Source organism: Pseudomonas sp. 203-8, from assembly GCF_020708595.1.
In the GTDB taxonomy this organism is placed as follows: Bacteria; Pseudomonadota; Gammaproteobacteria; order Pseudomonadales; family Pseudomonadaceae; genus Pseudomonas; species Pseudomonas aeruginosa.
The window spans coordinates 180,954-205,533 of sequence record NZ_JAJFDF010000001.1 but is presented as its reverse complement, the minus strand read 5'-3'; the positions used below and the strand labels follow the sequence as shown (position 1 = coordinate 205,533).

24 protein-coding genes and 1 pseudogene are annotated in these 24,580 nt (G+C 67.8%); 6 read left to right on the top strand and 19 right to left on the bottom strand.

Annotated features, from left to right (window positions below; translation table 11 throughout):
- Nucleotides 1-261 precede the first annotated feature (261 nt).
- On the top strand, nucleotides 262-2,331 hold the full coding sequence (locus tag LJF27_RS00975; RefSeq protein ID WP_003123546.1) for an AsmA family protein: 2,070 nt from the start codon (nucleotides 262-264) through the stop codon (nucleotides 2,329-2,331).
- Between the two features lies 1 nt (nucleotide 2,332).
- On the opposite strand, the gene brlR is transcribed toward LJF27_RS00975, so the two are convergent.
- On the bottom strand, nucleotides 2,333-3,145 hold the full coding sequence (brlR, locus tag LJF27_RS00970; protein WP_003095496.1) for a c-di-GMP-binding multidrug transporter transcriptional regulator BrlR: 813 nt from the start codon (nucleotides 3,143-3,145) through the stop codon (nucleotides 2,333-2,335).
- 146 nt (nucleotides 3,146-3,291) lie between these two features.
- Between brlR and LJF27_RS00965 the strand changes: the two genes are divergently transcribed.
- Nucleotides 3,292-3,699, top strand: a complete 408-nt coding sequence (locus tag LJF27_RS00965; protein ID WP_003095492.1) for a Rho termination factor N-terminal domain-containing protein — start codon at nucleotides 3,292-3,294, stop codon at nucleotides 3,697-3,699.
- 43 nt (nucleotides 3,700-3,742) lie between these two features.
- Here LJF27_RS00965 and osmE read toward each other — a convergent pair whose 3' ends face one another.
- A complete protein-coding gene (gene osmE, locus LJF27_RS00960) occupies nucleotides 3,743-4,087 on the bottom strand; it encodes an osmotically-inducible lipoprotein OsmE (RefSeq protein ID WP_003095488.1) in 345 nt (114 codons plus the stop codon).
- Between the two features lie 88 nt (nucleotides 4,088-4,175).
- Nucleotides 4,176-4,715: an MOSC domain-containing protein gene (locus tag LJF27_RS00955; RefSeq protein ID WP_003095483.1), complete on the bottom strand. Its 540-nt coding sequence runs from the start codon at nucleotides 4,713-4,715 to the stop codon at nucleotides 4,176-4,178.
- Between the two features lie 154 nt (nucleotides 4,716-4,869).
- Between LJF27_RS00955 and LJF27_RS30510 the strand changes: the two are divergent.
- A pseudogene (locus LJF27_RS30510) lies at nucleotides 4,870-5,022 on the top strand (PsiF family protein); the annotation flags it as partial.
- Nucleotides 5,017-5,286: a PsiF family protein gene (locus LJF27_RS30505; RefSeq protein ID WP_369810412.1), complete on the top strand. Its 270-nt coding sequence runs from the start codon at nucleotides 5,017-5,019 to the stop codon at nucleotides 5,284-5,286. The pseudogene LJF27_RS30510 and the gene LJF27_RS30505, both read left to right, overlap by 6 nt.
- A 174-nt stretch (nucleotides 5,287-5,460) precedes the next feature.
- Here the strand turns inward: LJF27_RS30505 and LJF27_RS00945 are convergent, their stop codons facing one another.
- Nucleotides 5,461-6,726 (bottom strand): Hsp70 family protein, encoded by a 1,266-nt coding sequence (locus LJF27_RS00945; RefSeq protein WP_023116789.1) that lies wholly within the window; start codon nucleotides 6,724-6,726, stop codon nucleotides 5,461-5,463.
- A gap of 207 nt (nucleotides 6,727-6,933) precedes the next feature.
- On the opposite strand from LJF27_RS00945, the gene LJF27_RS00940 reads away from it, so the two are divergent.
- Entirely contained in the window at nucleotides 6,934-7,797 is an 864-nt protein-coding gene (locus LJF27_RS00940) for an isocitrate lyase/PEP mutase family protein (RefSeq protein ID WP_003121125.1), read from the top strand.
- A gap of 91 nt (nucleotides 7,798-7,888) precedes the next feature.
- Here the strand turns inward: LJF27_RS00940 and LJF27_RS00935 are convergent, their stop codons facing one another.
- Entirely contained in the window at nucleotides 7,889-8,503 is a 615-nt protein-coding gene (locus LJF27_RS00935) for a hypothetical protein (RefSeq protein WP_010895687.1), read from the bottom strand.
- Between the two features lie 125 nt (nucleotides 8,504-8,628).
- Here LJF27_RS00935 and LJF27_RS00930 point away from each other — a divergent pair, with 125 nt between their 5' ends.
- Nucleotides 8,629-8,895 (top strand): DksA/TraR family C4-type zinc finger protein, encoded by a 267-nt coding sequence (locus tag LJF27_RS00930; RefSeq protein ID WP_003099395.1) that lies wholly within the window; start codon nucleotides 8,629-8,631, stop codon nucleotides 8,893-8,895.
- 9 nt (nucleotides 8,896-8,904) lie between these two features.
- On the opposite strand, the gene LJF27_RS00925 is transcribed toward LJF27_RS00930, so the two are convergent.
- From LJF27_RS00925 to retS, 14 genes are all read right to left on the bottom strand, one after another.
- Nucleotides 8,905-10,272 carry a hypothetical protein gene (locus tag LJF27_RS00925; RefSeq protein ID WP_003457376.1) on the bottom strand — a complete coding sequence of 456 codons (1,368 nt, stop codon included), beginning with the start codon at nucleotides 10,270-10,272 and terminating at the stop codon, nucleotides 8,905-8,907.
- A 118-nt stretch (nucleotides 10,273-10,390) separates the two neighbouring features.
- On the bottom strand, nucleotides 10,391-12,091 hold the full coding sequence (gene ureC, locus LJF27_RS00920) for an urease subunit alpha (RefSeq protein WP_003099392.1): 1,701 nt from the start codon (nucleotides 12,089-12,091) through the stop codon (nucleotides 10,391-10,393).
- 62 nt (nucleotides 12,092-12,153) lie between these two features.
- Nucleotides 12,154-12,459 carry an urease subunit beta gene (locus tag LJF27_RS00915; protein WP_003095450.1) on the bottom strand — a complete coding sequence of 102 codons (306 nt, stop codon included), beginning with the start codon at nucleotides 12,457-12,459 and terminating at the stop codon, nucleotides 12,154-12,156.
- Nucleotides 12,460-12,475: 16 nt separating this feature from the next.
- Nucleotides 12,476-12,994: an L-methionine sulfoximine N-acetyltransferase gene (locus LJF27_RS00910; protein ID WP_003099390.1), complete on the bottom strand. Its 519-nt coding sequence runs from the start codon at nucleotides 12,992-12,994 to the stop codon at nucleotides 12,476-12,478.
- Between the two features lie 8 nt (nucleotides 12,995-13,002).
- Nucleotides 13,003-13,305 (bottom strand): urease subunit gamma, encoded by a 303-nt coding sequence (locus LJF27_RS00905; protein ID WP_003099389.1) that lies wholly within the window; start codon nucleotides 13,303-13,305, stop codon nucleotides 13,003-13,005.
- A gap of 1 nt (nucleotide 13,306) precedes the next feature.
- The gene (locus tag LJF27_RS00900) at nucleotides 13,307-14,149 is read right to left on the bottom strand and encodes an urease accessory protein UreD (protein ID WP_003116109.1); all 843 of its coding nucleotides are present in this window, start codon (nucleotides 14,147-14,149) and stop codon (nucleotides 13,307-13,309) included.
- A gap of 8 nt (nucleotides 14,150-14,157) precedes the next feature.
- Entirely contained in the window at nucleotides 14,158-14,610 is a 453-nt protein-coding gene (locus LJF27_RS00895) for a GNAT family N-acetyltransferase (protein WP_003095437.1), read from the bottom strand.
- A gap of 83 nt (nucleotides 14,611-14,693) precedes the next feature.
- Nucleotides 14,694-15,392 carry an urea ABC transporter ATP-binding subunit UrtE gene (gene urtE, locus LJF27_RS00890; protein WP_003112317.1) on the bottom strand — a complete coding sequence of 233 codons (699 nt, stop codon included), beginning with the start codon at nucleotides 15,390-15,392 and terminating at the stop codon, nucleotides 14,694-14,696.
- 136 nt (nucleotides 15,393-15,528) lie between these two features.
- Nucleotides 15,529-16,386 carry an urea ABC transporter ATP-binding protein UrtD gene (urtD, locus tag LJF27_RS00885; protein WP_003105136.1) on the bottom strand — a complete coding sequence of 286 codons (858 nt, stop codon included), beginning with the start codon at nucleotides 16,384-16,386 and terminating at the stop codon, nucleotides 15,529-15,531.
- Nucleotides 16,383-17,462 (bottom strand): urea ABC transporter permease subunit UrtC, encoded by a 1,080-nt coding sequence (gene urtC / locus LJF27_RS00880; RefSeq protein WP_003112319.1) that lies wholly within the window; start codon nucleotides 17,460-17,462, stop codon nucleotides 16,383-16,385. Before urtC ends, urtD begins: the two co-directional genes overlap by 4 nt.
- Entirely contained in the window at nucleotides 17,459-19,048 is a 1,590-nt protein-coding gene (urtB, locus tag LJF27_RS00875) for an urea ABC transporter permease subunit UrtB (RefSeq protein WP_023116788.1), read from the bottom strand. The genes urtC and urtB overlap by 4 nt, the downstream gene beginning before the upstream one ends.
- A gap of 146 nt (nucleotides 19,049-19,194) precedes the next feature.
- A complete protein-coding gene (gene urtA / locus LJF27_RS00870; protein ID WP_003105144.1) occupies nucleotides 19,195-20,460 on the bottom strand; it encodes an urea ABC transporter substrate-binding protein in 1,266 nt (421 codons plus the stop codon).
- Nucleotides 20,461-20,884: 424 nt separating this feature from the next.
- A complete protein-coding gene (locus tag LJF27_RS00865) occupies nucleotides 20,885-21,478 on the bottom strand; it encodes a MarC family protein (protein WP_003095417.1) in 594 nt (197 codons plus the stop codon).
- Between the two features lie 243 nt (nucleotides 21,479-21,721).
- The gene (retS, locus tag LJF27_RS00860; protein ID WP_003095412.1) at nucleotides 21,722-24,550 is read right to left on the bottom strand and encodes a hybrid sensor histidine kinase/response regulator RetS; all 2,829 of its coding nucleotides are present in this window, start codon (nucleotides 24,548-24,550) and stop codon (nucleotides 21,722-21,724) included.
- Nucleotides 24,551-24,580 lie beyond the last annotated feature (30 nt).

The following is a 24,580-nucleotide window of genomic DNA, read 5'->3' as shown; positions in this document are numbered from 1 at the left end:
GCCGGCTCTGCGGCCGGCTTTTTCTGCTTACCTAAGGTGTGAGTCCCACGCGGTCGAAAAAGTTTTATCGACCCGCCGCCGAACTGGCCTTTTGCCTGAAATGCGTGGGACGGGGAGCAATGCCGGCGTTTCGCCGGTCCTAACGGAACGGGCCGGCGTATTTGCGCTGGCGAGTCCATGGGCCAGCCTGCACACTGACGGGCTGAGCGAGGCGCGCTGCCGCGCCTGCCCGACAACCGACGCGGCGAAAAGGAGTTGTGCATGACGCGCGGCCGAAAGATCCTGACCTGGAGCCTCGCCAGCCTGGTCCTGCTGCTGGCGGCGTTGGTGGTGTTCATCGCCACCTTCGACTGGAACCTGATCAAGCCCACCCTCAACGAAAAGGTCTCGGCGGCGCTGAACCGCCCGTTCGCCATCAACGGCAACCTCGCCGTGGCCTGGCGCCGCGAGGAGGGCGAGGAAGGCTGGCGCGCCTGGATCCCCTGGCCGCGCTTCAGCGCCGAGGACATCACCCTCGGCAACCCGGAGTGGACGGCGGGCAAGACCAAGGCGAGCGAGTTCGCCAGCCTGGAACGCATCGAATTCCGCCTCGCGCCGTTGCCGTTGCTCTGGCAGACCATCCGCATTCCACAGATCAAGCTGACCCAGCCGCGCGCCGAGCTCCTGCGCCTGGCCGACGGCCGCGCCAATTGGGATTTCGACCTGCCTGCCAGCGACAGCGACGAGCCGTCCGCCTGGCAACTGGACATCCGCGAGATCGGTTTCGACAAGGGTAGCGTCAGCCTCGACGACCAGCGTTTGAAGACCCGTCTGGAAGTGCTGGTCGACCCGCTCGGCAAGCCGGTGCCGTTCGGTCAGTTGGCCGGCAAGGCGCTGGCCACGGGCGATGCGGCGAACGCCCAGGACTATGTGTTCGGCTGGAAGGTCAAGGGCACCTACAAGGGCCAGGCTCTGGCCGGCTCGGGCAAGGTCGGCGGGATGCTGGCGTTGCAGGATGCGAGCAAGCCCTTCCCGCTACAGGCCGAGGTCAGTGCCGGCAGCACCCGTGCCGCGGTGGTCGGCACCCTGACCGACCCGCTCAACCTCGGCGCCCTCGACCTGCGCCTGAAGCTGGCCGGGACCAGCATGGCCAATCTCTATCCGCTGACCGGCATCACCCTGCCGGACACTCCGGCCTACTCCACCGACGGACACCTGCTGGCGCGGCTCAAGGAGGAGGGCGGCGCACTGTTCCGCTACGAGAACTTCAACGGCAAGGTCGGCGCCAGCGACCTGCACGGCAGCCTGACCTTCGTCGCTCGCCAGCCTAGGCCGAAGCTGTCCGGCAAGCTGACCTCCGAGCAACTGCGCTTCGCCGACCTCGGCCCGCTGATCGGCGCCGACAGCAATGCCGAAAAACAGAAGCGCGGGCAGACCAGCCGCCAGCCGGGCGACAAGGTGCTGCCGGTGGAGGAATTCCGTACCGAGCGCTGGCGCGACATGGACGCCGACGTGGAATTCACCGGCAAGCGTATCGTCCACAGCGACCAGTTGCCGATCAGCGACCTCTATACCCATCTGGTGCTCAACGACGGCCTGCTGCGCCTGGAGCCCCTGCGCTTCGGCGTGGCCGGCGGCAAGCTGGAGTCGGACATCCGCCTGGACGGCGGCAAGCAGCCGATGCAGAGCCGAGTGAAGATGAGCGCGCGGGGCTTCAAGCTGAAGCAGTTGTTCCCCGGCTTCGCGCCGATGCAGACCAGCTTCGGCGAGCTGAACGGCGACGCCAGTCTCAGCGGCAGTGGCAATTCGGTGGCGAAGATCCTCGGCGGCGCCGATGGCGAATTGAAGATGCTGATCAACGACGGCGCGATCAGCAAGGGCCTGACCGAAATCGCCGGCCTCAATGTCGGAAACTACCTGGTGACCAAGCTGTTCGGCGACGACGAGGTGAAGATCAACTGCGCGGCCGCCGACTTCGGCCTGCAGAAGGGCCTGATGACCAGCCGGCTGTTCGTCTTCGACACCGAGAACGCGCTGGTCAACGTCGACGGCACGGTGAACTTCGCCAACGAGAAGCTCGATCTCGATGTCACTCCGCACAGCAAGGGCTTGCGGATCTTCTCGCTGCGCTCGCCGCTGTACGTGCGCGGCACCTTCGCCAAGCCCGACGCCGGGGTCCATGCCGGGCCGCTGGTGGCGCGCGGCGCGGGAATGATAGCCCTCGGCGTGACGGTGGGCCCGGCGGCCAGCCTGCTGGCGCTGGTGGCGCCGAGCAAAAGCGACGACAACCAGTGCACCGCGCTGCTGCAGCGCATGCGCTTGCCAGCCAAGGTGCCGGCCGGCAAGCGCTGATTCAGTAGATGGGGATATACAGGTCGACTTGCGAGTTCGGATCCAGCGGTCCGCGGAAACGCTGGTCGTAGTATTCGAAGTCGACCCCCGCCTTGGGCTCCAGGCCGCGTTCGGCGAGCAGGTGGCTGTAGATCGCCTGGAAGCTCTCGGCGATCTGCGGCGCCGTGCCCTTGTGGGTGAACACCGCGTACTTCTGCGCCGGCACCTGGAAGCGCACCATGCCCTCCGGCACCGGCCAGCCCTCCTGCACCTCGAAGCCGGCGACGTAGTGGAATTCGCCGTTGGGCTGCTGCGCGCAGATGCCATAGGAGACCTCGGGATCGTGCTTGCCGGCGATCTCGTGCTCGCGCGGGATGAAGCGTTCCCAGAGCTGGCCGATGGTGTCGCCGGGGGCGCTGCCGAAGTATTCCATGCCCACCACGCTGAAGGCGGGACGTTCGACGATTCGTGCATGCATGTTGCGGATCCTCCAGTGGGCGAGCGTCGCCAGGGTTCGGTCGAGTTCCGCCAGCAGGCGCTGGCGGGCGCTGATCTCTTCGCGCAGGGTGTGCTGGTGTCGTTGCAGGAAATGCCGCAGGCGTTGCGGGTCGTCCAGCGCGCCATCGCGTTTCAGGCGGTCGATGGCTTCCAGCGGAACGTCCAGCCGGCGCAGCGCGAGTATGCGCGAGAGCTGCTCGATCTGTTCCGGCTGGTAGTAGCGGTAGCCGTTGTCGCTACCGGTGCGCGCGGGGACGAACAGGCCGATGGCATCGTAGTGGCGAAGCGTCTTGGTGGAGATCTCGAAGATTCGCGCCAGTTGGCCGATGGTGAGCATTTCCGGTTCCTGCTGCGGGATACCGGCAGACTACGGATTGCCCCTGGGGCAAGGTCAAGGGGTTTGTGCCGGTGCGCACTTTCTCTGAACGTCCGCCGTCGCCTCCCGGTCCCAACAGTGAACCCATCGCAAAGGGAGATATCCCCATGCCCCGTGGCGACAAGAGCAAGTACAGCGACAAGCAGCAGCGCAAGGCCGAGCACATCGAGGAGAGCTACAAGGCCAAGGGTGTGAGCGAGTCGGAAGCCGAGGCGCGCGCCTGGGCGACGGTGAACAAGCAGTCCGGCGGCGGCGAGCGCAAGGGCGGTTCCGGCCGCGCCAAGAGCGAGACGGCCAAGCGCGCCGACCGCAAGGACTCGGCCCATCGCGCCGCCCAGGCCCGCTCAGGGAGACCGGCCAACCGCGGCTCGGCGAGCCGTGGCAAACGTCAAGGCAGCACCTCGGTGAGCGAGATGACCCGCGAGGAATTGATGCAGCTGGCGCGCAAGCGCGACATCCGCGGTCGTTCGACGATGCGCAAGGCCGAACTGATCGAGGCCCTGTCCCGGGCCTGAACGCAGACGCCCCGCCTCCGTAAGGAAGCGGGGCGTCGAGCCGTCAGGGGCGGGCGTCGCGCTCGTGGCGGTCCAGCTCGGAGCAGCTCAGGAAGCCCGAGCCGTCGACCTTGCCGCTGCCGTCGAAACTGACGTAGAACGGCTGCTGCTGGCCGTCCTTGTTGAGGATGTAGCTGTTGCAGCTCCCCGGTTTCATCAGGCGCTTCTGGGTGCCGGAAGGCGTGCCGCCGATGCGCAGGACTTCCTGCTGGCTCATGCCTTTCTCGACATCCTTGACCAGCGGTTCGTTGCGGAAGGTGATGTAGTTGACCGGGTTCTGCACCTTGGTCGACGCGCAGCCGGCCAGGGTTGCCATCACGAACAGTGCCGCCAGTGACTGCTTGTACATGCTGTGACTCCTTGTGGTTGAGCGGTGCTTGCCAACATTGGAACGCAGGCCCTCGCGCAGAGTTCGCCCGGAATCGCGGCGGATTGCCTCAGACCTTCTCCAGGGCCCGGTGCGGCAAGGGGGGCAGCTGGATATCGATGGCGTCGCCGGGGCGAACCTCGCCGTCTTCCAGGACGATCGCCATCACCCCGGCCTTGCGAATCAGGTTGCCCTGTTCGTCGCGGCCGAGCACGGCGGCGGTCAGTCCGGGCTGGTAGTTGTCCAGCTGCGAGCAGGGATTGCGCAGGCCGGTCAGCTCGACCAGGGCGCTTTCCCCCAGGCGCAGGCGGGTGCCGGTGGGCAGGCCGAGCAGGTCGACGCCACGGGTGGTGATGTTCTCGCCCATGGTCCCCGGGCCGATGGCGAAGCCGCTGGCGCGTAGCTCGTCGTGCAGTTCCTCGTGGATCAGGTGGACCTGGCGCAGGTTCGGCTGGGTCGGGTCCTGCCGCACCCGCGAGCGGTGCTTCACGGTGACGCCGTGGTGGGCGTCGCCCTCGACGCCGAGGCCTTTCAGGAGGCGGATGGCGGGACGCACCTGCTTGCTGAACGCGTGGGTGGCGCAGAGGCTCACCGCGATGACCTGTTGCATGGAACTCCTCCTCGTGCGAGGCGTCAGTCTAGCCGCGAAACATGACGCTTGTCGCAAGCGCACAGGACGCGTTCCCAGCCCCTGCAAAGCCCGCCGCAGTCGCTAGACTTCAGCGCACCTGCATGCGAACGTGCAGCCCTTCAAGGAGAGTTCGATGAATATCCTGCGTATCCCGATGTTCGTATTGGCCATGGCCGTCTCGGCCCATGGTTTCGCTGCCACCGCGCAGCAGGAGAAGATGACCGCCTGCAACGCCGAGGCCACCACCAAGGCGCTCAAGGGCGACGAACGCAAGGCGTTCATGAGCGGCTGCCTGAAGGCCGGCGCGCCTGCCGGCGGCAAGGCCACCGCCCAGCAGGAGAAGATGAAGAGCTGCAACGCCGACGCCAGCGCCAAGTCGCTCAAGGGCGACGAACGCAAGGCGTTCATGAGCAGTTGCCTGAAGGCCGGCGGCAGCGCCAAGGCGGCGACCCAGCAGGAGAAGATGAAGACCTGCAACGCCGACGCCAGCGCCAAGGCGCTCAAGGGCGACGAACGCAAGGCGTTCATGAGCACCTGCCTGAAGAAGTGAGCCCCACCCTTGTCGGGCTCGGTGTGGCGGCGGATAACGCCTGTGGCGCTATCCGCCCTGCGGACGGGTGTGGCGTGGTCTTGGCGTAGGGCGAATAACCGCTCGCGGTTATCCGCCATGGCGGGCCCGGTGTGACCTTATCCCCCTATAGGGCAGGGGCGCGGCCAGGGCGGCTCAGCCGTAGCGCTTCTTCGCCTCGATGGCCAGGCCGCTGCCGATGCTGCCGAACAGGTTGCCCTCGACATGACGGGCGTTGGGCAGCATCGCCGAGACGCTCCGGCGCAGCGCCGGAATGCCGCTCGAACCGCCGGTGAAGAACACCGTGTCGACCCGGTCCGGGTCGACCCCGGCCGAGGCCAGCAGTTGCGCGACGCTGTTGCGCACGCGCTCCAGCAGTCCGTCGACGGCGTTCTCGAACAGCCCACGGGTCAGCTCCACGCCGAGCCCGGCCTCGATGCGCTCCAGCGAGAGGTGCAGGCGCTCGGTTTCGGTCAGGCGGATCTTGCTGTCTTCCACCTGCATCGCCAGCCAGTGCCCGGCGCGTTCCTCGATGAGCCTGAAGAGGCGGTCGATGCCGGTGCTGTCGACGATGTCGTAGCGCATGTTCTTCAGCGCCAATTGCGACTTCTGCGCGTACACCGCGTTGATGGTGTGCCAGGTGGCCAGGTTCAGGTGGTAGCTGGTGGGCATGAAGGCATCGCTCTTCATCCGGCTGCCGTAGCCGAACAGCGGCATCACGCCTTCCAGGCTGAGCTGCTTGTCGAAGTCGGTACCGCCGATGTGCACGCCGCCGGTGGCCAGGATGTCGTCCTGGCGCTCGGCCAGGTTGCGCCGCTCCGGCGCCAGGCGCACCAGGGAGAAGTCCGAGGTGCCGCCGCCGATGTCGATGATCAGGACCAGTTCCTCGCGCTGGATGCAGCGCTCGTAGTCGAAGGCCGCGGCGATCGGTTCGTACTGGAAGGAAACCTCCTTGAAGCCGAGCTTGTTGGCCACCTGCACCAGGGTGTCCTGGGCCTCGCGGTCAGCCTCCGGGTCGTCGTCGACGAAGAACACCGGGCGACCCAGCACCACCGCGTCGAAGGCTTGCCCGGCGGCGGCCTCGCCGCGCGCCTTGAGCTGGCCGATGAACAGGCCGAGCAGGTCCTTGAACGGCAGGGCGCTGCCGAGCACGGTGGTCTCGCTCTTCAGCAGCTTGGAGCCCAGCAGGCTCTTCAGCGAGCGCATCAGCCGGCCCTCGTAGCCCTCCAGGTACTCGCCGAGCGCCTGGCGGCCGTAGACCGGGCGGCGCTCCTCGACGTTGAAGAACACCACCGAGGGCAGGGTGATCTTGCCGTCCTCCAGCTCGATCAGCGGTTCGACCTCCGGCCGCCACCAGCCGACGGTGGAGTTGGAGGTGCCAAAATCGATGCCCAGGGCGCGGGCGGCGGTGCTCGGGTTCATGGCGCGAAACGGTCCGGGAAAAAAACGGCCGCGCAGTGTATGCGAGAGCGTCGTAGATTTCACCGCCGGCGATCGGCAGGACGCGTCCTGGGACGTCCGTGCGGGCCGCCCCGACCTTTGTATACGGATTTGCCAAGGGGCCTGCGCATGGTGCTATGTTGGCGCTGCTTTCCCACTCCGTCTTGCCGTGTTGTCCTGGATTTCGCCATGCATAGAGCCTCACACCATGAGTTGCGTGCGATGTTTCGCGCGCTGTTGGACTCCTCCCGTTGCTACCACACCGCTTCCGTGTTCGATCCCATGTCGGCGCGTATCGCCGCCGACCTCGGCTTCGAGTGCGGCATCCTCGGCGGTTCGGTGGCTTCCCTGCAGGTCCTGGCGGCGCCGGACTTCGCCCTGATCACCCTCAGCGAATTCGTCGAGCAGGCCACCCGCATCGGCCGGGTGGCGCGCCTGCCGGTGATCGCCGACGCCGACCACGGCTACGGCAACGCGCTGAACGTGATGCGTACGGTGGTCGAACTGGAGCGCGCCGGAATCGCCGCGCTGACCATCGAGGACACCCTGCTGCCGGCGCAGTTCGGGCGCAAGTCCACCGACCTGATCTGCGTCGAGGAAGGCGTCGGCAAGATCCGCGCGGCCCTGGAGGCGAGGGTCGACCCGGCGTTGACCATCATTGCCCGGACCAACGCCGAACTGATCGACGTCGATGCGGTGATCCAGCGCACCCTGGCCTACCAGGAAGCCGGCGCCGATGGTATCTGCCTGGTCGGCGTGCGCGACTTCGCCCACCTCGAGGCGATCGCCGAGCACCTGCACATCCCGCTGATGCTGGTCACCTACGGTAATCCGCAACTGCGCGACGACGCCCGCCTGGCGCGGCTCGGCGTGCGTGTCGTGGTCAACGGCCACGCCGCCTATTTCGCCGCGATCAAGGCGACCTACGACTGCCTGCGCGAGGAGCGCGGTGCGGTGGCCTCGGACCTGACCGCCTCGGAGCTGTCGAAGAAGTACACCTTCCCCGAGGAATACCAGGCCTGGGCCCGCGACTACATGGAAGTCAAAGAGTAGGCGACCTCAGGCCAGGCCCATGTTGCGCTGCCGCGCCTGCAGGTCGGCGGCGCCCGCCAATGCGCAGAAGGTCGCAGGGCGACAGTCTGGTTCAGGATCGCCCGGAGCGCTCGCGTCGCTTGCGTTCGCGGTAGGCGGCCTGGTTGGCCAGGCGCCGCTGCGCCGAACCGGGGCGGTTGGCCGACTGGGCGCGGTACAGGCGCTGGGCGTAGACCAGTTCCATGTAGCGTTGCATCGCCCGGCTGTTGAACAGCAGCCAGGCACAGGCGCCGCCGCCGAGGGCCACCAGGCCCGACGTCTCGCCGCTGGCCAGGCGCAGCAGGAGCCCGGTGCCGACCAGCAGCAGGCTGGCGTCGCGGGCCAGGCGCGGGCCGAGGCTGGCGCCACGGGAGAGCAGGGCGATCAGCCACAGCCAGGCCGCCAGCAGCGGCAGGGCGGAGAGCCAGCCCAGCGGCCGCAAAGGAGCCTCCGGCAATGCCAGGCGCAGCGCGGCAAGACCCAGCGGCGCGGCACCGAGCAGCAGCGCCAGGCTGCCGAGCAGCGGTGCGTAGAGACCGGGATGACGGCGCGGATACAGGCCGTGCAGTTGCCGGACGCTATAGCGGTCCTCCGGCGCCGGCAGAGCGAACGGATCGCCGGCGAGCGCGGCGTCGAGCTGGCGGCCCTGGTCGATCAGGTGGGCGAGGCGGCGGAACGGTCCCATCATGCGGTGTACCTTCAGGCTTGGCTGGCGATTGTGCCACGCCAGGCCGATGGTCGCGCCGCCCTTGCAAAGCCGCGGGCGAACGCCCATATCTGGAGGTTCCAGGGTTTCAGCCAGAGGAGTCAGTCATGGCCAGCGGGTGGGCGAACGACGGTGCGGTGCAGGAACAGATCGACAGCACGATCGAGGATGCCATCGCTCGTGCGCGCAGCCAGTTGCCTCGTGGCGAGAGCCTGACCCATTGCGAAGAGTGCGACGCGACTATCCCCGAGGCGCGGCGCCGGGCGATTCCCGGCGTGCGCCTGTGCGTCAACTGCCAGGCCGAGCACGACAGGGAACAGGCGAAGTTCAGCGGCTACAACCGCCGCGGCAGCAAGGACAGCCAGTTGCGCTGAAGGCCTGCCTCAGTTTTCCCGATAGCGTTCCTTCACCCATTGCTCCACCGGCGACAGGGTGCGCATTCCCACGCCCAGCGGATCGTCCATGTCATGCTGGCTGGAGGCGGTCCAGCGCGGGTCGATGAAGGACCAGGCCAGGCCCGCCGGGCCCTGGTCGCGGTAGGTGCCGAAAACGTCGTTGAGGCCCAGCGGCTCCGCGTTGCGCAGCCATTGCCCGTTGAAGCTGTCGCCGTTGATGGTGCGGTCCGAGATCCAGCGACCGTCGTCGTAATGGAAAGCCATCACTCGCCAGCGATGCTCGCACCAGTGGCAGGCGTCGTCGTCGACGTAGAAGGCTTCGACGAAGATTTTCTTCCCGCCGATGTCGAGGAAGGTCGAGTAATCGTCGGTATGGCGCGGGGCCAGGCTCAGTCGGCTGCCGTCGCCGAGGTCGATGAAGCGATCGGGGGCGTAGGGCGAGCGCGGCGAAAGGCTCATCAGGACCCTGGCGTAGTCGTCCCGCTGCGGCGGGTCGGCGACCAGTGCCTGGCGCTCCGCGGCGGTCAGCGCGAAGCGCTCGCTGCCTCGGCCGACCACGTCTTCCAGCTGACGCTGGTCGCGCGGCAAGGTGCCGTCGAGGCCGGCGTACAGGTTGACCGCCTGGATGAACTGGGCGACGTCGATGTCGAGCATTTCCGGATAGCCGGAATGGGCGGTCAGCGCGCCGTCCTTCAGGTCGTAGATCACCGACCAGCGCGTCCCTCCCGAACCGCCGGCGTAGGACAGGTAGCCCAGGCGCAGTTCGTCGCGGCCGTCGCCGTCGTAGTCGGCGACTTCCAGTTGGCTGAGGCTGAACAGCTGGGGGAAGGCATAATCGGTTTCGAACTGCTCGCGCGGTTTCCGCTTCGCGTCCGGATCGAAGGGGACCAACTGGATCTTCCGGTATTCCCGGAGGCTCAGCTCGACCATGTTCTTCTGGATATCCAGGAACGGGGAGAGGTTGAGCAGCGAGGAGAGGAGGCCGGGTTCGGCGATGTAGAACACCTTCACCAGCGGCAGGTTGGTCCGTCCCTGGTTCCGCTCCAGGCGCTCGATGACCTGGTCGTCCATGGCGAAGGCCTTGCCGACGAAGCGCCGATTGCCGTAGGCGACCAGGAATTTCTCGCCGAAGCCGAGCAGGTCGGCGCCCTTGATCTCCACCTCGTAGTCCGCCGGAAAGCGCGCGAGGATGGCTTGGCGCAGCATCACGTCCTTCTTGCTGATGGGAATCTCGCCGTACTGGTAGAGCTGGTAGGTCCAGTAGAGGAAGTAGCTCACCACGACGATGGCCGTTGCCTGGAAGGCCTTGGCCAGATACGGGGTGGAAGCGTTGCGGGACGATTGGCGGGAGGACATGGACGGACTGCCGGCGGCTACGGGTAGGCGCCATTGTCGCCGCTAGCGCCGACAAGCCAAGCTGTCCGAACGGAGCGGTCGACGTCCCGGCGTGGCGCCGGGACCCGTCGCGTGGGAATCAGAACAGGAAATAGCGCTGCGCCATCGGCAGCACGTCCGCCGGTTCGCACCAGAGCAACTGGCCGTCGGCGCGTACCTGGTAGTTCTGTGCGTCGACCTCGATGGTCGGCAGGTAGCCGTTGTGGATCAGGTCGGTCTTCTGCACACCGCGACAGCCGCTGACCACGCCGATGGCCTTGCGCAGGCCGAGCTGCTGCGGTACGCCGGCGGCGAAGGCGGCCTGGCTGACGAAGGTCAGGCTGGTCGCGTGACGGCTGCCGGCGTAGCTGGCGAACATCGGTCGGTAGTGCACCGGCTGCGGCGTGGGGATCGAGCCGTTGATGTCGCCCATCAGGCTGGCGGCGATGGCCCCGCCCTTGAGGATCAGGCTCGGCTTGACGCCGAAGAAGGCCGGGCGCCAGAGCACCAGGTCGGCCCACTTGCCGGCTTCGACGGAGCCCACTTCATGGCTGATGCCGTGGGTGATCGCCGGGTTGATGGTGTACTTGGCGATGTAGCGCCTGGCGCGGAAGTTGTCGTTGCGCGCACCGTCGCCGTCGAGGCGGCCGCGCTGGCGCTTCATCTTGTCGGCGGTCTGCCAGGTGCGCGTGATCACTTCGCCGACCCGGCCCATGGCCTGGCTGTCGGAGCTGATCATGCTGAACGCGCCGAGGTCGTGGAGGATGTCCTCGGCGGCGATGGTCTCGCGGCGGATGCGCGACTCGGCGAAGGCCACGTCCTCGGCGATGGCCGGGTCGAGGTGGTGGCAGACCATCAGCATGTCCAGGTGCTCGTCGATGGTATTGCGGGTGAACGGCCGTGTCGGGTTGGTCGAGCTGGGCAGCACGTTGGCGAAGCCGCAGGCCTTGATGATGTCCGGTGCGTGGCCGCCGCCGGCGCCCTCGGTGTGGTAGGTGTGGATGGTGCGGCCCTTGAAGGCGCCGAGGGTGGTCTCGACGAAGCCGGATTCGTTGAGGGTGTCGGTGTGGATCGCCACCTGGATGTCGTGGCGCTCGGCGACCTCCAGGCAGTTGTCGATCGCCGCCGGGGTGCTGCCCCAGTCCTCGTGCAGCTTCAGGCCGATGGCGCCGGCGAGCACCTGCTCCTCCAGCGGCAGCGGCAGGCTGGCGTTGCCCTTGCCGGTGAAGCCGATGTTCATCGGGAAGGCGTCGGCGGCCTGGAGCATCCGCGCCATGTGCCAGGGACCGGAGGTGCAGGTGGTGGCGTTGGTCCCGGCGGCGGGGCCGGTGCCGCCGCCGATCATGGTGGTGACCCCGCTCATCAGCGCCTCTTCGATCTGCTGCGGGCAGATGAAGTGGATGTGCGTGTCGATGCCGCCGGCGGTGAGGATCATGCCCTCGCCGGCGATCACCTCGGTGCCGGCGCCGATGGCGATGTTCACCCCGGGCTGGATGTCCGGGTTGCCGGCCTTGCCGATGGCCTGGATGCGCCCGTCCTTGAGACCGACGTCGGCCTTGACCACGCCCCAGTGGTCGAGGATCAGCGCATTGGTGATCACCGTGTCGACCACCTGCGCCGCGCCCAGCTGGCTCTGGCCCATGCCGTCGCGGATGACCTTGCCGCCGCCGAACTTCACTTCCTCGCCATAGACGGTGAAGTCCCGTTCCACCTCGATCCACAGGTCGGTGTCGGCCAGGCGCACGCGGTCGCCGACGGTGGGGCCGAACATGTCGGCGTAGGCTTGTCTGCTGATTTTCATCGAACGCTCCTTTGGCGATCGTCGGTGTTCGCTGTCTTTGGTCGAACCTGGCCAGTGGGGCCCTAGAGGTCCCCCATCACCCGCCCGGCAAAGCCGTATACCCGCCGTCCGCCGCCGATTTCCACCAGCTCCACCTCGCGGCTCTGCCCCGGTTCGAAGCGCACCGCGGTGCCGGCGGCGATGTTCAGGCGCATGCCACGGGTGGCCGGACGGTCGAAGGCGAGGGCGTCGTTGACCTCGAAGAAGTGGTAGTGCGAGCCGACCTGGATCGGCCGGTCACCGGTGTTCGCCACGCTCAGGGCGAGGGTGCGGCGGCCGGCGTTGAGTTCGATATCGCCGGGCTGGATGTCGTATTCACCGGGGATCATGAGGGCTCCTTGGGGCTCAGGGCGCGCTGCGCGTCGGGTCGAGGTTCAGTTGCATGAAGGTCAGGTCGAGCCAGCGGCCGAACTTCTGGCCCACCTGCGGCATCTGCCCGCTGATCTCGAAGCCGAGGCGCCGGTGCAGGCCGATCGAGGCGGCATTGCCGCTTTCGATGGCGGCCACCATGACGTGCAGGCCCTGGGCCCGCGCACGTTCGATCAGCGCCTGCAGCAGTTGCACGCCGAGGCCTTTGCCGCGCTGGTCGTCGCGCACGTAGACGGAGTGCTCGACGGTGCCGCGGAAGCCCTCGAAGGGTCGCCAGTCGCCGTAGGAGGCGTAGCCGAGCACTTCGCCGGCGGCGTCGCTTGCCACCAGGATCGGGTAGCCCTGGCGGGCGCGGGTGTCGAACCAGGCCTGGCGGTTGGCCAGGTCCACCGGGGTTTCGTTCCAGATCGCCGTGGTATTGCCCACGGCGTCGTTGTAGATGGCGAGGATGCCGGGCAGGTCGGCGACGCCGGCGTCGCGGATCGAAGCGCTCATGGCCGGCCTCAGGCGATGGGCTGGTGGACGGTCACCAGCTTGGTGCCGTCGGGGAAGGTGGCCTCCACCTGGATGTCCGGGATCATCTCCGGCACGCCCTCCATCACCTGCTCGCGGTTCAGCAGGGTGGTGCCGTAGTGCATCAGCTCGGCGACGCTGCGGCCGTCGCGCGCGCCCTCCAGCAGGGCGGCGGAGATCAGCGCCACCGCCTCCGGGTAGTTCAGCTTGAGACCGCGTGCCAGCCGGCGCTCGGCGAGCAGGCCGGCGGTGAAGATCAGCAGCTTGTCTTTCTCGCGGGGGGACAAGTCCATCTCAGGTACTCCAGATGCGTGGGGGAACGGCCTCGCGGCCGAGCAGCGCCGGCCGCAGCAGGCGCCAGAGTTCGATCAGCCAGGCTCGCGCGTGCAGCGCCTCGTCGGCCAGGCAGCGCGCCACCAGCAGGCCGCCGGGCAACTGGCTGAGGTTGCCGCGGCCGGCGCAGGGGAGCGCGCGGCAGCGTTGCAGCAGGTCGGTGTCGATCTCGCCGCTGGCGACCAGGGTCGCCAGCACCGGATGCCCGGCGAGGCCGATCGGCGAGTCGAGCAGGCGGTCGCCGCCGTCGATGCGCTGGCGCTCGTGCCAGAGCAGGCGGTCGTCGCGACGGATGTCCAGGGCCGCGACGAAGTGGCCGCTGGCGAAGCGCTCGCCGCTGGCCGGGCGGCCGAGCGCGACCATGTCCCAGTAGAACAGGCGGGCGTCGCCGCGCAGCTGGATACGGGTTTCCAGTTCGGCCTGGGCGCCGGCGAAGACGATGCTTTCCTGCGGCAGCCATTCCAGGGTGGCGCCGGGCTCCAGGTGGATCTCCAGGGTCTGTCGCGACGGGCAGGCGGCGCGGTACCACTTGGCCGCGCCGGGGCTGGTGAGCTGGGCCCAGGCGCGTTCGCCGAGGCGCACGTCGAAGGCCAGGCTGTCGCCGCCGGCGATGCCGCCGGGCGGATGCACGAGGATGTGCTGGCAGACTTCCGGGCCTTCGGCGTAGAGGTGCTTCTGCACCCGCAGCGGTCCGGCGTGGCGCCGCGTCACCGGGCGGGTGGCGTCGCCGGCGCGGGCGTAGGCCAGCTCCAGTTGGGCGTGCCAGGCGGGGTGGAAGCTCAGGTCGGGGAGGGCGGCGGTCATCGGTCGGGTCAGGCCAGGGCCTTGCGCATGAACACGCGGCGGAATCCCTCTTCCTGGCGGCGTTCGTATTCGAGGTAGCCGACCCTGGCGTAGAGCGCGATGTTTTCCGTCATCCGCTCATTGGTGTAGAGGTACAGCGAGCGGTAGCCGAGGCTCGTCGCGTCGCGCTCGGCACGCTCCAGCAGTTGTCGTCCGATGCCCTGGCCCTTGCATTCGGGAAGCACGGCGAGGTTGTCGACGAGGAAGCCGTCGGCGGTTTCCCGGGTCACCAGCAGGCCGACCGGCTGGCCGTCGTGCTCGGCGATGAGGACCCGGTCGCTGGCGATCACCTCGTGGTAGTCCTGGGTCATCGGCCAGGGCTTGCGGCCGATCACCGCGATCCACGGGGCATAGGCGGCGGCGACGCAGAGCGCGGCGAAGCCCGCGTCGGCCTGGACGGCCGGGCGCAGAGTGACGGTCATTTCGACCTCCTGCGGAAAGACGAGGGCATAGAGATTGCCAGCGCAGGCCCCGGTTGCGCCAGCGGCAGTGTGTCCCAGTCCGTTCAAATCGCCACCAGCCCGCGCACGCCCTCGCTCTCCATGTCGCGGCCGCGGCCCTGCTGGACGATCTCGCCGCGCGCCATCACCAGGTATTGGTCGGCCAGTTCGGCGGCGAAGTCGTAGAACTGCTCGACCAGCAGGATCGCCATGTCGCCGCGCGCCGCCAGGCTGCGGACGACCGCGCCGATCTCCTTGATCACCGAAGGCTGGATGCCTTCCGTGGGTTCGTCGAGGATCAGCAGTCGCGGCTGGCTGGCCAGGGCGCGGCCGATCGCCAGTTGCTGCTGCTGGCCGCCGGAGAGGTCGCCGCCGCGGCGCTGTTTCATTTCGCGCAGGACCGGGAACAGCTCGTAGATGAAGTCCGGCACCGCCCGGGCGTCCCTGGCGCTGAAACGGGACAGTCCCATCAGCAGGTTCTCTTCCACCGTCAGCCGGGGGAAGATTTCCCGTCCCTGCGGCACGTAGGCGATCCCGGCGCGGACCCGCTGGTGCGGCCTGAGTCCGGTGAGCGAACGGCCTTCCCAGGCGACCTGGCCCTCGCGGGCCGGGACCAGGCCCATCAGGCAGCGCAGCAGGGTGGTCTTGCCCACCCCGTTGCGACCGAGCAGGCAGGTCACCTCGCCCACCTTCGCCTCGAAGCTCAGGCCACGGAGGATATGGCTACCGCCGTAGTACTGGTGGAGCTTGTCGACTTGCAGCATGGTTCTCTTCCATTTGTCCCGTGATGGTTCTTCACTGCGATTCCCAACCTGGCTCGGCGGATAACCGCGAGCGGTCATTCGCCCTACGCGACGGGCGCCACTTGGCAGGCGCTACCCGCCGAGCGGATGGCTGGCGTCAGCGACCGAGGTAGACCTCGATCACCTGTTCGTCGGCCTGTACCTCCGCCAGCGAGCCTTCGGCCAGCACGTGGCCCTGGTGCAGCACGGTGACATGGTCGGCGATGCTGCCGACGAAACCCATGTCGTGCTCCACCACCATCAGCGAGTGCTTGCGCGCCAGGGACTTGAACAGCTCGGCGGTGAATTCGGTCTCGGCATCGGTCATGCCCGCCACCGGCTCGTCGAGCAGCAGCAACTGCGGTTCCTGCACCAGCAGCATGCCGATCTCGAGGAACTGCTTCTGGCCGTGGGACAGCAAACCCGCCGGACGCTGCCGCGACTCCAGCAGGCGGATGGTGGCGAGCACCTCCTCGATGCGTTCCCTCTGCGTGCCGTCGAGCCGCGCGCGCAGGCTGGCCCACACCGACTTGTCGGCCCTCTGCGCCAGTTCGAGGTTCTCGAACACGCTCAGGGCCTCGAACACCGTAGGCTTCTGGAACTTGCGACCGATCCCGGCCTGGGCGATCTGCACCTCGCTCATGCGGGTCAGGTCGAGGGTGTCGCCGAAATACGCGGTACCGCTCTGCGGGCGGGTCTTGCCGGTGATCACGTCCATCAGGGTGGTCTTGCCGGCGCCGTTGGGGCCGATGATGCAGCGCAATTCGCCGACGCCGATGTACAGGGTCAGGTCGCGCAGGGCCTTGAAGCCGTCGAAGCTGACGTTGATGTCTTCCAGGCTGAGGATGGTGCCGTGGCGCGCGTCCAGCCGGCCGCTGGTGGCGGCGCCCAGGCCGATGGCGTCGCGGCCGCTGCCGGCGGTATCGAGGCCGGGGTGGAAGGCCGGTTCGAGCATCAGGTGCGGGGTGGTCCTCATTGCTCCTTCTCCTTGCGCAGCAGGCCGAGCAGGCCGCGCGGCAGGTACAGGGTGACGACGATGAACAGCGCGCCGAGGAAGAACAGCCAGTATTCCGGGAAGGCCACGGTGAACCAGCTCTTCGCGCCGTTCACCACGCCGGCGCCGAGCAGCGGGCCGAGCAGGGTGCCGCGTCCGCCGAGGGCGACCCAGACGGCGGCCTCGATGGAGTTGGTCGGCGACATCTCGCTGGGGTTGATGATCCCCACCTGCGGCACGAACAGCGCGCCGGCGAGGCCGCAGAGCACCGCGCTCAGGGTCCAGACGAAGAGCTTGTAGCCGCGCGGGTCGTAGCCGCAGAACATCAGGCGGTTCTCGGCGTCGCGCAGCGCGGTGAGGACCCGGCCGAACTTGCTTCGCGCCAGGCGCCAGCCGAGCAGCAGGCTGGCCGCGAGCAGCGCGACGGTGGCGAGGAACAGGGCGGCGCGGGTGCCCGGCGCGGTGATCGGGAAGCCGAGGATGCTGCGGAAGTCGGTGAAGCCGTTGTTGCCTCCGAAACCGGTCTCGTTGCGGAAGAACAGCAGCATGCCGGCGAAGGTCAGGGCCTGGGTCATGATCGAGAAGTACACGCCGCGGATCCGCGAGCGGAAGGCGAAGTAGCCGAAGGCGAAGGCCAGCGCGCCGGGCACCAGCACCACCAGGCACAGCGCCCAGAGGAAGTGCTGGGTGCCGGCCCAGTACCAGGGCAGTTCGTTCCAGGAAAGGAAGGTCATGAACGCCGGCAGGCTGTCGCCGGAGGCCTGGCGCATCAGGTACATGCCCATGGCGTAGCCGCCGAGGGCGAAGAACAGCCCGTGGCCGAGGGACAGCAGGCCGGCGTAGCCCCAGACCAGGTCGAGGGCGAGGGCGACGATGGCGTAGCAGAGGATCTTGCCGGTCAGGGTCAGGCTGTAGGCCGAGAGGTGCAGCGCGCTGTCCGCCGGCAGCAGGTGCAGCAGCGGCATGACCAGCAGCGTGGCGAAGGCTGCGCCGAGCGCGATAGCGGTGACGCGGCCGCCGGCCCGGCGGGCGAGGGTGACGGTGAGTGGCTGGTTCAATCGATGACCCTCCCTTTCAGGGCGAACAGTCCCTGCGGGCGTTTCTGGATGAACAGGACGATCAGCGCGAGGATCAGGATCTTGCCCAGCACCGCGCCGATCTGCGGTTCGAGGATCTTGTTCGCCACGCCGAGGCCGAAGGCGGCGAGGACGCTGCCGGCGAGCTGGCCGACGCCGCCGAGCACCACCACCAGGAAGGAGTCGATGATGTAGCCCTGGCCGAGGTCCGGGCCGACGTTGCCGACCTGCGACAGGGCTACCCCGCCGAGCCCGGCGATGCCCGAGCCGAGACCGAAGGCGAGCATGTCCACGCGCCCTGTGGGCACCCCGCAGCAGGCCGCCATGTTGCGGTTCTGGGTCACCGCGCGGACGTTCAGGCCGAGCCGCGTGCGGTTCAGCAGCAGCCAGGTGAGGAGCAGCACGAACAGGGCGAAGCCGATGATGACGATGCGGTTCCACGGCAGCACCAGGTTCGGCAGCACCTGGATGCCGCCGGACAGCCAGGCCGGGTTGGCTACCTCGACGTTCTGCGCGCCGAACAGCATCCGCACCAGTTGGATCAGCACCAGGCTGATGCCCCAGGTGGCGAGCAGGGTTTCCAGCGGCCGGCCGTAGAGATGGCGGATCACCGTGCGCTCCAGGGCCATGCCGATGGCGGCGCTGACGCAGAACGCCACCGGTAGCGCCAGCAACGGGTAGAGCGCCAGCCATTCCGGCGCCAGGCGCTGGAACAGCAGTTGCACCACGTAGGTGGAGTAGGCGCCGAGCATGAGCATTTCGCCGTGGGCCATGTTGATCACCCCGAGCAGGCCGTAGGTGATCGCCAGGCCGAGCGCCGCGAGCAGCAGGATCGAGCCCAGCGACAGGCCACTGAAGGCCTGGCCGAGCAGGTCGCCGACCAGCAGCCGGCGCTTGACCTGGGCCAGGCTGGTGGCGGCGGCGATGCGCACGCCTTCCTCCGGTTCCACCGCCGGGTCGAGCAGGTTCTCCAGGCGGGTTCGCGCCAGCGGATCGCCGGACTCGCCGAGCAGGCGCACGGCGGAAAGGCGTAGCGCCGGGTCGGGATCGCCGAGTTGCAGGTTGGCCAGGGCCAGGCCGAGGGCTTCCTTCACGCCAGCGTCGCTCTCGATCCGCAGGCGCGCTTCGAGCAGCGGCCGTTGCGCGGCCTTGGCGGTTTTCTGCAACTGCTGCGCGGCGGCCTGCCGCAGCGGCACTTCGTTGGCCACCAACTGGTGGCTGGCCAGGGCGGTGTTGAGCAGGCCGCGCAGGCGATTGTTCAGGCGCAGCGGCTTCGGCTCGCCGTCCGGCAGGGCGTCGCCTTCGGCGGCCTGGAAACGCTGGTCGGCGCCGAGGATGAATGGCTGCTGGCGGCTGTCCAGCGCAATGCGGTTGTGGCGCAGCGCTTCGAGAAAGGCCAGGCGATCGGCGTCGGGCGTCGCCGCCCAGTGTTCGAGCAGGTGGGCGCGACCGCCGTTGTCGGCAGCGGCGAAGTCCTGCGCCGGTCCGGCGTAGGCCGTCACCGCGAGAAGGGCGGCCAGGACCAGGGCACAGGCCTGGAGCGGGCGGGTGAGGAGGGCAAGGGGCATGCTGGGGTTCCTGGGCGACGTGCGGTATGGCCGGTCCCCCGCCCTCTCCCTGAAGGACGAGGGGGCCGTTAGGCGCGCGACCGGGGCGTTCCCGTTCCGTTCATGGGAACGCCTGGTCAGGGGGGCAGGGTTCTTCACGGCAGAACTCAGTTGCTCTTCAGCGCATGCTCCGGCTTCTTCTCGTTGCCCGGGATGAACGGGCTCCAGGGTTGCGCGCGAAGCGGCTCGGGGGTCTTCCAGACCACTTCGAACTGGCCGTCGTCCTGGATCTCGCCGATCATCACCGGCTTGTGCAGGTGGTGGTTGCTCTTGTCCATGACCAGCGTGTAGCCGGATGGCGCCTTGAAGCTTTGCCCGGCCATCGCCTCGCGAACCTTGTCGACCTCGGTGCTGCCGGCCTTTTCCACGGCCTGCGCCCACATGTGGATGCCGACGTAGGTGGCTTCCATGGGGTCGTTGGTCACCGCGGTGCCGTAGTTCGGCAGGTTCTTTGCCTTGGCGTAGGCTTTCCAGTCGGCGACGAACTTCTCGTTGACCGGATTGCTCACCGACTCGAAGTAGTTCCATGCCGCGAGGTTGCCGACCAGCGGCTTGGTGTCGATGCCGCGCAGTTCTTCCTCGCCTACGGAGAAGGCCACCACCGGCACCTCGGTGGCTTCCAGGCCCTGGTTGGCCAGTTCCTTGTAGAAGGGCACGTTGGAGTCGCCATTGACGGTGGAGACCACCGCGGTCTTGCCGCCTGCGGCGAACTTCTTGATGTCGGCGACGATGGTCTGGTAGTCGCTGTGGCCGAACGGCGTGTAGACCTCCTGGATGTCCTTGTCGTCCACGCCCTTGCTGTGCAGGAAGGCGCGCAGGATCTTGTTGGTGGTGCGCGGGTAGACATAGTCGGTGCCGAGCAGGAAGAAGCGCCTGGCGCCGCCGCCGTCCTCGCTCATCAGGTACTCCACCGCCGGGATCGCCTGCTGGTTCGGCGCCGCGCCGGTATAGAAGACGTTCGGCGAGAGTTCCTCGCCCTCGTACTGGACCGGGTAGAACAGCAATCCGTTGAGTTCCTCGAACACCGGCAACACCGATTTGCGCGACACCGAGGTCCAGCAACCGAAGACCACCGCGACCTTGTCCTGGGTCAGCAACTGGCGGGCCTTTTCCGCGAACAGCGGCCAGTTCGACGCGGGATCGACCACCACCGCCTCCAGCTTCCTGCCGTTGACCCCGCCCTTGGCGTTGATCTCGTCGATGGTCATCAGGGCCATGTCCTTCAGCGAGGTCTCGGAGATCGCCATGGTCCCGGACAGCGAGTGGAGGATGCCGACCTTGATGGTTTCGGCGGCCTGGATGGACCAGGACAGGCCCATGGAAGCGATGGACGCGGACAGCGTGAAGGCCTTGAGCAGACTGCGACGTTTCATTGGTGTTGTTCTCCATTCACCAGCGGTCGGGGCGGCAGTTTTCAGGAGGCGTCGTGCTTGTCGTCGGGCATCCGTCCGGTGGACGGCGGGGTGCGCACTGCGGCCTGGATCTCTTCGTCGAGGCTCCAGAGCAAAGGCTGTGCCTCTTCTTGGCGCTGGCCGGTATCGGTCGGCGAAAAGGCGCCGCGAGTCGCCGGGGAAGCATGCCGAGCAGGTCTGGCTATGCCGGGGAAGGCTGCGTTTTCAACGGGTTTTCGCCGGATATCGACGGAGAAGGCGCCGTGGGCACCGGAAGGGGATGCGTCGCGCTGACCTCCCTCCTTGCCGCCGGCGGCGCGTCCATGGGAACGCCGTCGCTCCGTCCTGGCACCACCGCGGTGCGTCAGGGCGCGGCATCCAGGGCGTTCGCCTCAGGCTGGTGCGCTCAGCCTGGGAACAGCGAACCCTTCAGGCCGGTGACGATGATCTGCGCCGCCAGTGCGCAGACGAACAGGCCCATCAGGCGACTGACGATCTGTAGCCCCTGGTCGCCAAGCAGGCGTTCGATGCGGTCGGAAAGATAGAGCGTGGTGCCGAGGGTCAGGCAGGCGAGGAAGATCGCCACCAGGGAGATCAGCTTGGCCTCCCAGCCCTGGCCGACGCCCATCACCAGCAGCGCGCCGATGGTGCCGGGGCCGACGGTGAGAGGAATGGTCAGCGGGACGATGGTCACGTCCTGCTGCACGTTGTCGCTTTGCACCGCCGCGCGACCCTGGGCCATGCCCAGCGCGGAGATGAACAGCACGCTGCCGGCGCCGATGCGGAAGGCGTCGGCGGTGATACCGAAGAGGATGAAGATGTAGCGGCCGAACAGGTACAGCGCGACGCTGGCGATCAGCGCCGCCAGGGCCACCCGCCAGGCCATGCGCTTGCGGTCGCGCGGGCCGAAGCCGCGGCTGAGGCTGATGAAGCAGGACAGCACGAAGAAGGGGCTATAGAGCACCAGCATCTTCAGGTAGACGCTGAACAGCAAATGCATGGAGGCGCTTCCGGTCCGGGTGTGGGCATGAGCATAGCGTGCGACGGGCCGGTGCGATGTCCGGCGGGTTGGCAATATGCCGGTTCGCGTGGCATGTGACAACGAGGCCGGATGTCGGCGGATAACGCCGTTGGCGTCATGCGCCCTACGTGAGGCGGGACCACCGGGGCGTAGGGCGAATAACCGCGTGCGGTTATCCGCCGTGGCGGAGGCCGGGTGCAGCGCCGGAGCACGTCGCTGCCCTCAGGAGGGCAGGGCGTCGCCCTGGCGGCGGCGATCGCGTTCGCCGACCCAGTAGGCGATCAGCTCGCGCAATTGCGACAGCTCCACCGGCTTGGCCATGTGCCCGTCCATGCCGACCAGCCGCGCGCGTTCCTTGTGTTCGCTGAGGATGTGCGCGGTGAGCGCCACCACCGGGGTATGCGGGCGCTGTTCGTGGGCTTCCCAGGCGCGGAGCTGCTCGGTGGCGGAGAAGCCGTCCAGAACCGGCATCTCGCAGTCCATCAGCACCAGGTCGTACTGGGTCGCCTTCATCGCGCTGAGCGCCTCCTGGCCGTTGCTGGCGGTGTCCGGCTGGAGGTTGAGCTTGTTCAACATGCCGCGGATGACCTTGGTGGAGATGCTGTTGTCCTCGGCGACGAGGATCCGGAAGTCGCTCGGCAGGCTCGGCGCCTGCGCTTCCTTGGCCGGTTGCAGGTAGTTGGTGACGCCACTGACGCCGCGCTGGGCGAGTTCGTCGGCGAGGGTCGCCTTCAGCGTGTAGCCGGCCACCGGCTTGGCCAGGATGCGCTTGATCCCGGCGTTGCGGGCGATGATCTTGCTCGGCGCGTTGCTGATCCCGGTGAGCATGATCAGCAGGATGTCGTGGTTGAGGTTGGGGTCTTCCTTGATCTTCGCCGCCAGTTGCATGCCGGTCATGCCGGGCATGTCCTGGTCGAGCAGGACCACGTCGAAGTACTCGCGCAGGTGCGCCTTGGTGCGCAACTGGGCCAGCGCCTCCTTGCCGGACGACACCGCGCTGACGTTCAGGCCCCAGCCGCTGCACTGCTGCACCAGCACCTTGCGGCAGGTTTCGTTGTCGTCCACCACCAGCAGCCGGGCGCCCTGCAGCGGGCCGTCGAGGTCGGCGGTGGGGTTCTCCAGCTGCTGCGGGTCGAGCGGCAGGGTCAGCGACAGGGTGGTGCCCTGGCTGCTGCCGGACTGGATGCCGAACTCCCCGCCCATCAGCCGCACCAGTTGGCGGGCGATGATCAGGCCGAGGTGGCTGCCGAGCTTGCTGGCGGAAAGGAAGTCGCCGCTGTGCAGCTCGGCGGTGAGCAGCGCCTCGCGCTCCTTGGCGTCGAACGGGTGGCCGCTGTCCTGCACGGCGATGCGCAGGCGTGGCGTCTCGCCCTGGTCGTCGAGGGCCACCACCAGCAGGATCTCGCCTTCCTCGGTCTGCTTGAACGCGTTGTCCAGCAGGCTCAGGACCACCTGGCGCAGGCGCGTCGGATCGCCGCCGATGACCCGCGGCACCTGCGGCTGGGTGAAGCTGATCAGCTCGATGCGCTGCTGCTCGGCCTTGACCCGGAAGATATCCAGGCAGTCCTCGATCAACGCGTTGAGGTCGAACTGCACTTCGTCCAGCTCGATCTGCCCGGACTCCAGCTTGGAGATGTCGAGTATCTCGTTGATCAGCGTGAGCAGCTCGTTGCCGGCGCTGTGGATGGTCTGCACGTAGTCGCGCTGCTTCGCCGACAACGGGGTGCCGAGGAGCAGTTCGGTCATGCCCAGCACGCCGTTCATGGGCGTGCGGATCTCGTGGCTGATCTTGGCCAGGAACTCGGCCTTGGTCTGCAATTCCGCGGTGTGCGCCGCCTCGCTGGTGCGCTGTTGCAGGTTGAGCTGCTGGATCAGCCGCTGGCGTTCGGTGAGCGAGACGCTCAGGACCAGCCCGGCGAGGGTGGCGAAGCTGAACACGCCGAGCACCAGCCAGCCCGGATCGAGTTGCTTGGTGCCGAACAGTACCGGCAGGAACACCATGAAGCCGGCGTTGAACACGATCATCCCGGCAACGATCAGGCGCGCCGGCTGGTAGCCGCGATACCAGTGCCAGGCCGCGATCAGCGGGACGCTGAGCGAACTGAGGATCACCAGCAGGTAGATCAGCCAACTGAACCAGAGTTGCTGGGTGAAGGCGATGATCGCGCCGACCGCCAGGATCAACAGCGCCTCGCCTTGCAGGAGGCGGTTCAGGCGGCTTTCCGCAGTGCCGCGGAAGAAGCTGCAGGCGAACCACAGCAGGCTCACCGCGGCGCCGAGGGCGCCGAGGTCGGCGGTCAGCGACTGGTTGAACTTGAGTCCCGGCAGCCAGAACGCCACCAGCCCCAGGTTCGCCGCGGCGCAGACCGCCAGCGCCGCGTGCACCGCCGCCAGCCACAGGCTGCTGGCGCTGCGCGAGTAGGCGAAGCGGATCAGGTTGTACATCAGCAGCAGGAGCATGCCGCCGAGCAGCATGCCGAAGGCGTAGGCGGGCTTCTCCAGGCCGACCAGGCCGGCTTCGTCGATCTGGTCGAACCAGGCCATCAGCGGATGGTTGGAGGTCATCCGCACGTACAGGGTCATCGGCTTGCCGTCGACCGGCAGCGAGAACAGGTAGGAGCGCGAGGGCAGCGGGCGCTCCTGGAACGGTCGCGACTCGCCGGTGTGCTGGTCCCGCACCAGTTGGCCGTCCTGCACCAGGTAGTAGTCCAGGTACTGCACCCGCGGGGCGAAGATCCACAGCCAGCTCGGCACCTTCTGCGCGGGAAGCTGGACCTGCAGCCAGACCGCCTGGGGGCTGGCGGGGAAGATGAAGGAGCGCTTGGCCAGCGGGCGGAACTGCTCCTTGCGCTGGAGGACGTCGGCGATCCGCAGTTGCGCGCTCTCGTCGCGCAGCAGGCGCCAGTTCTGGTTGACGCTGGGGGTGGTGGCGGTGGTTTGCAGGGGAACGCTGGAAACGCCGGCGTCGTCCGCGACCGCCGGCGACATCGGACCGAGCAGAAGCAGCAGGAAGCTGACGAGTAGTCCTATGGCGATCCGAAGCCGTACCACGGCGAAGTCCCTTCGAAGGTGAATGGCCGG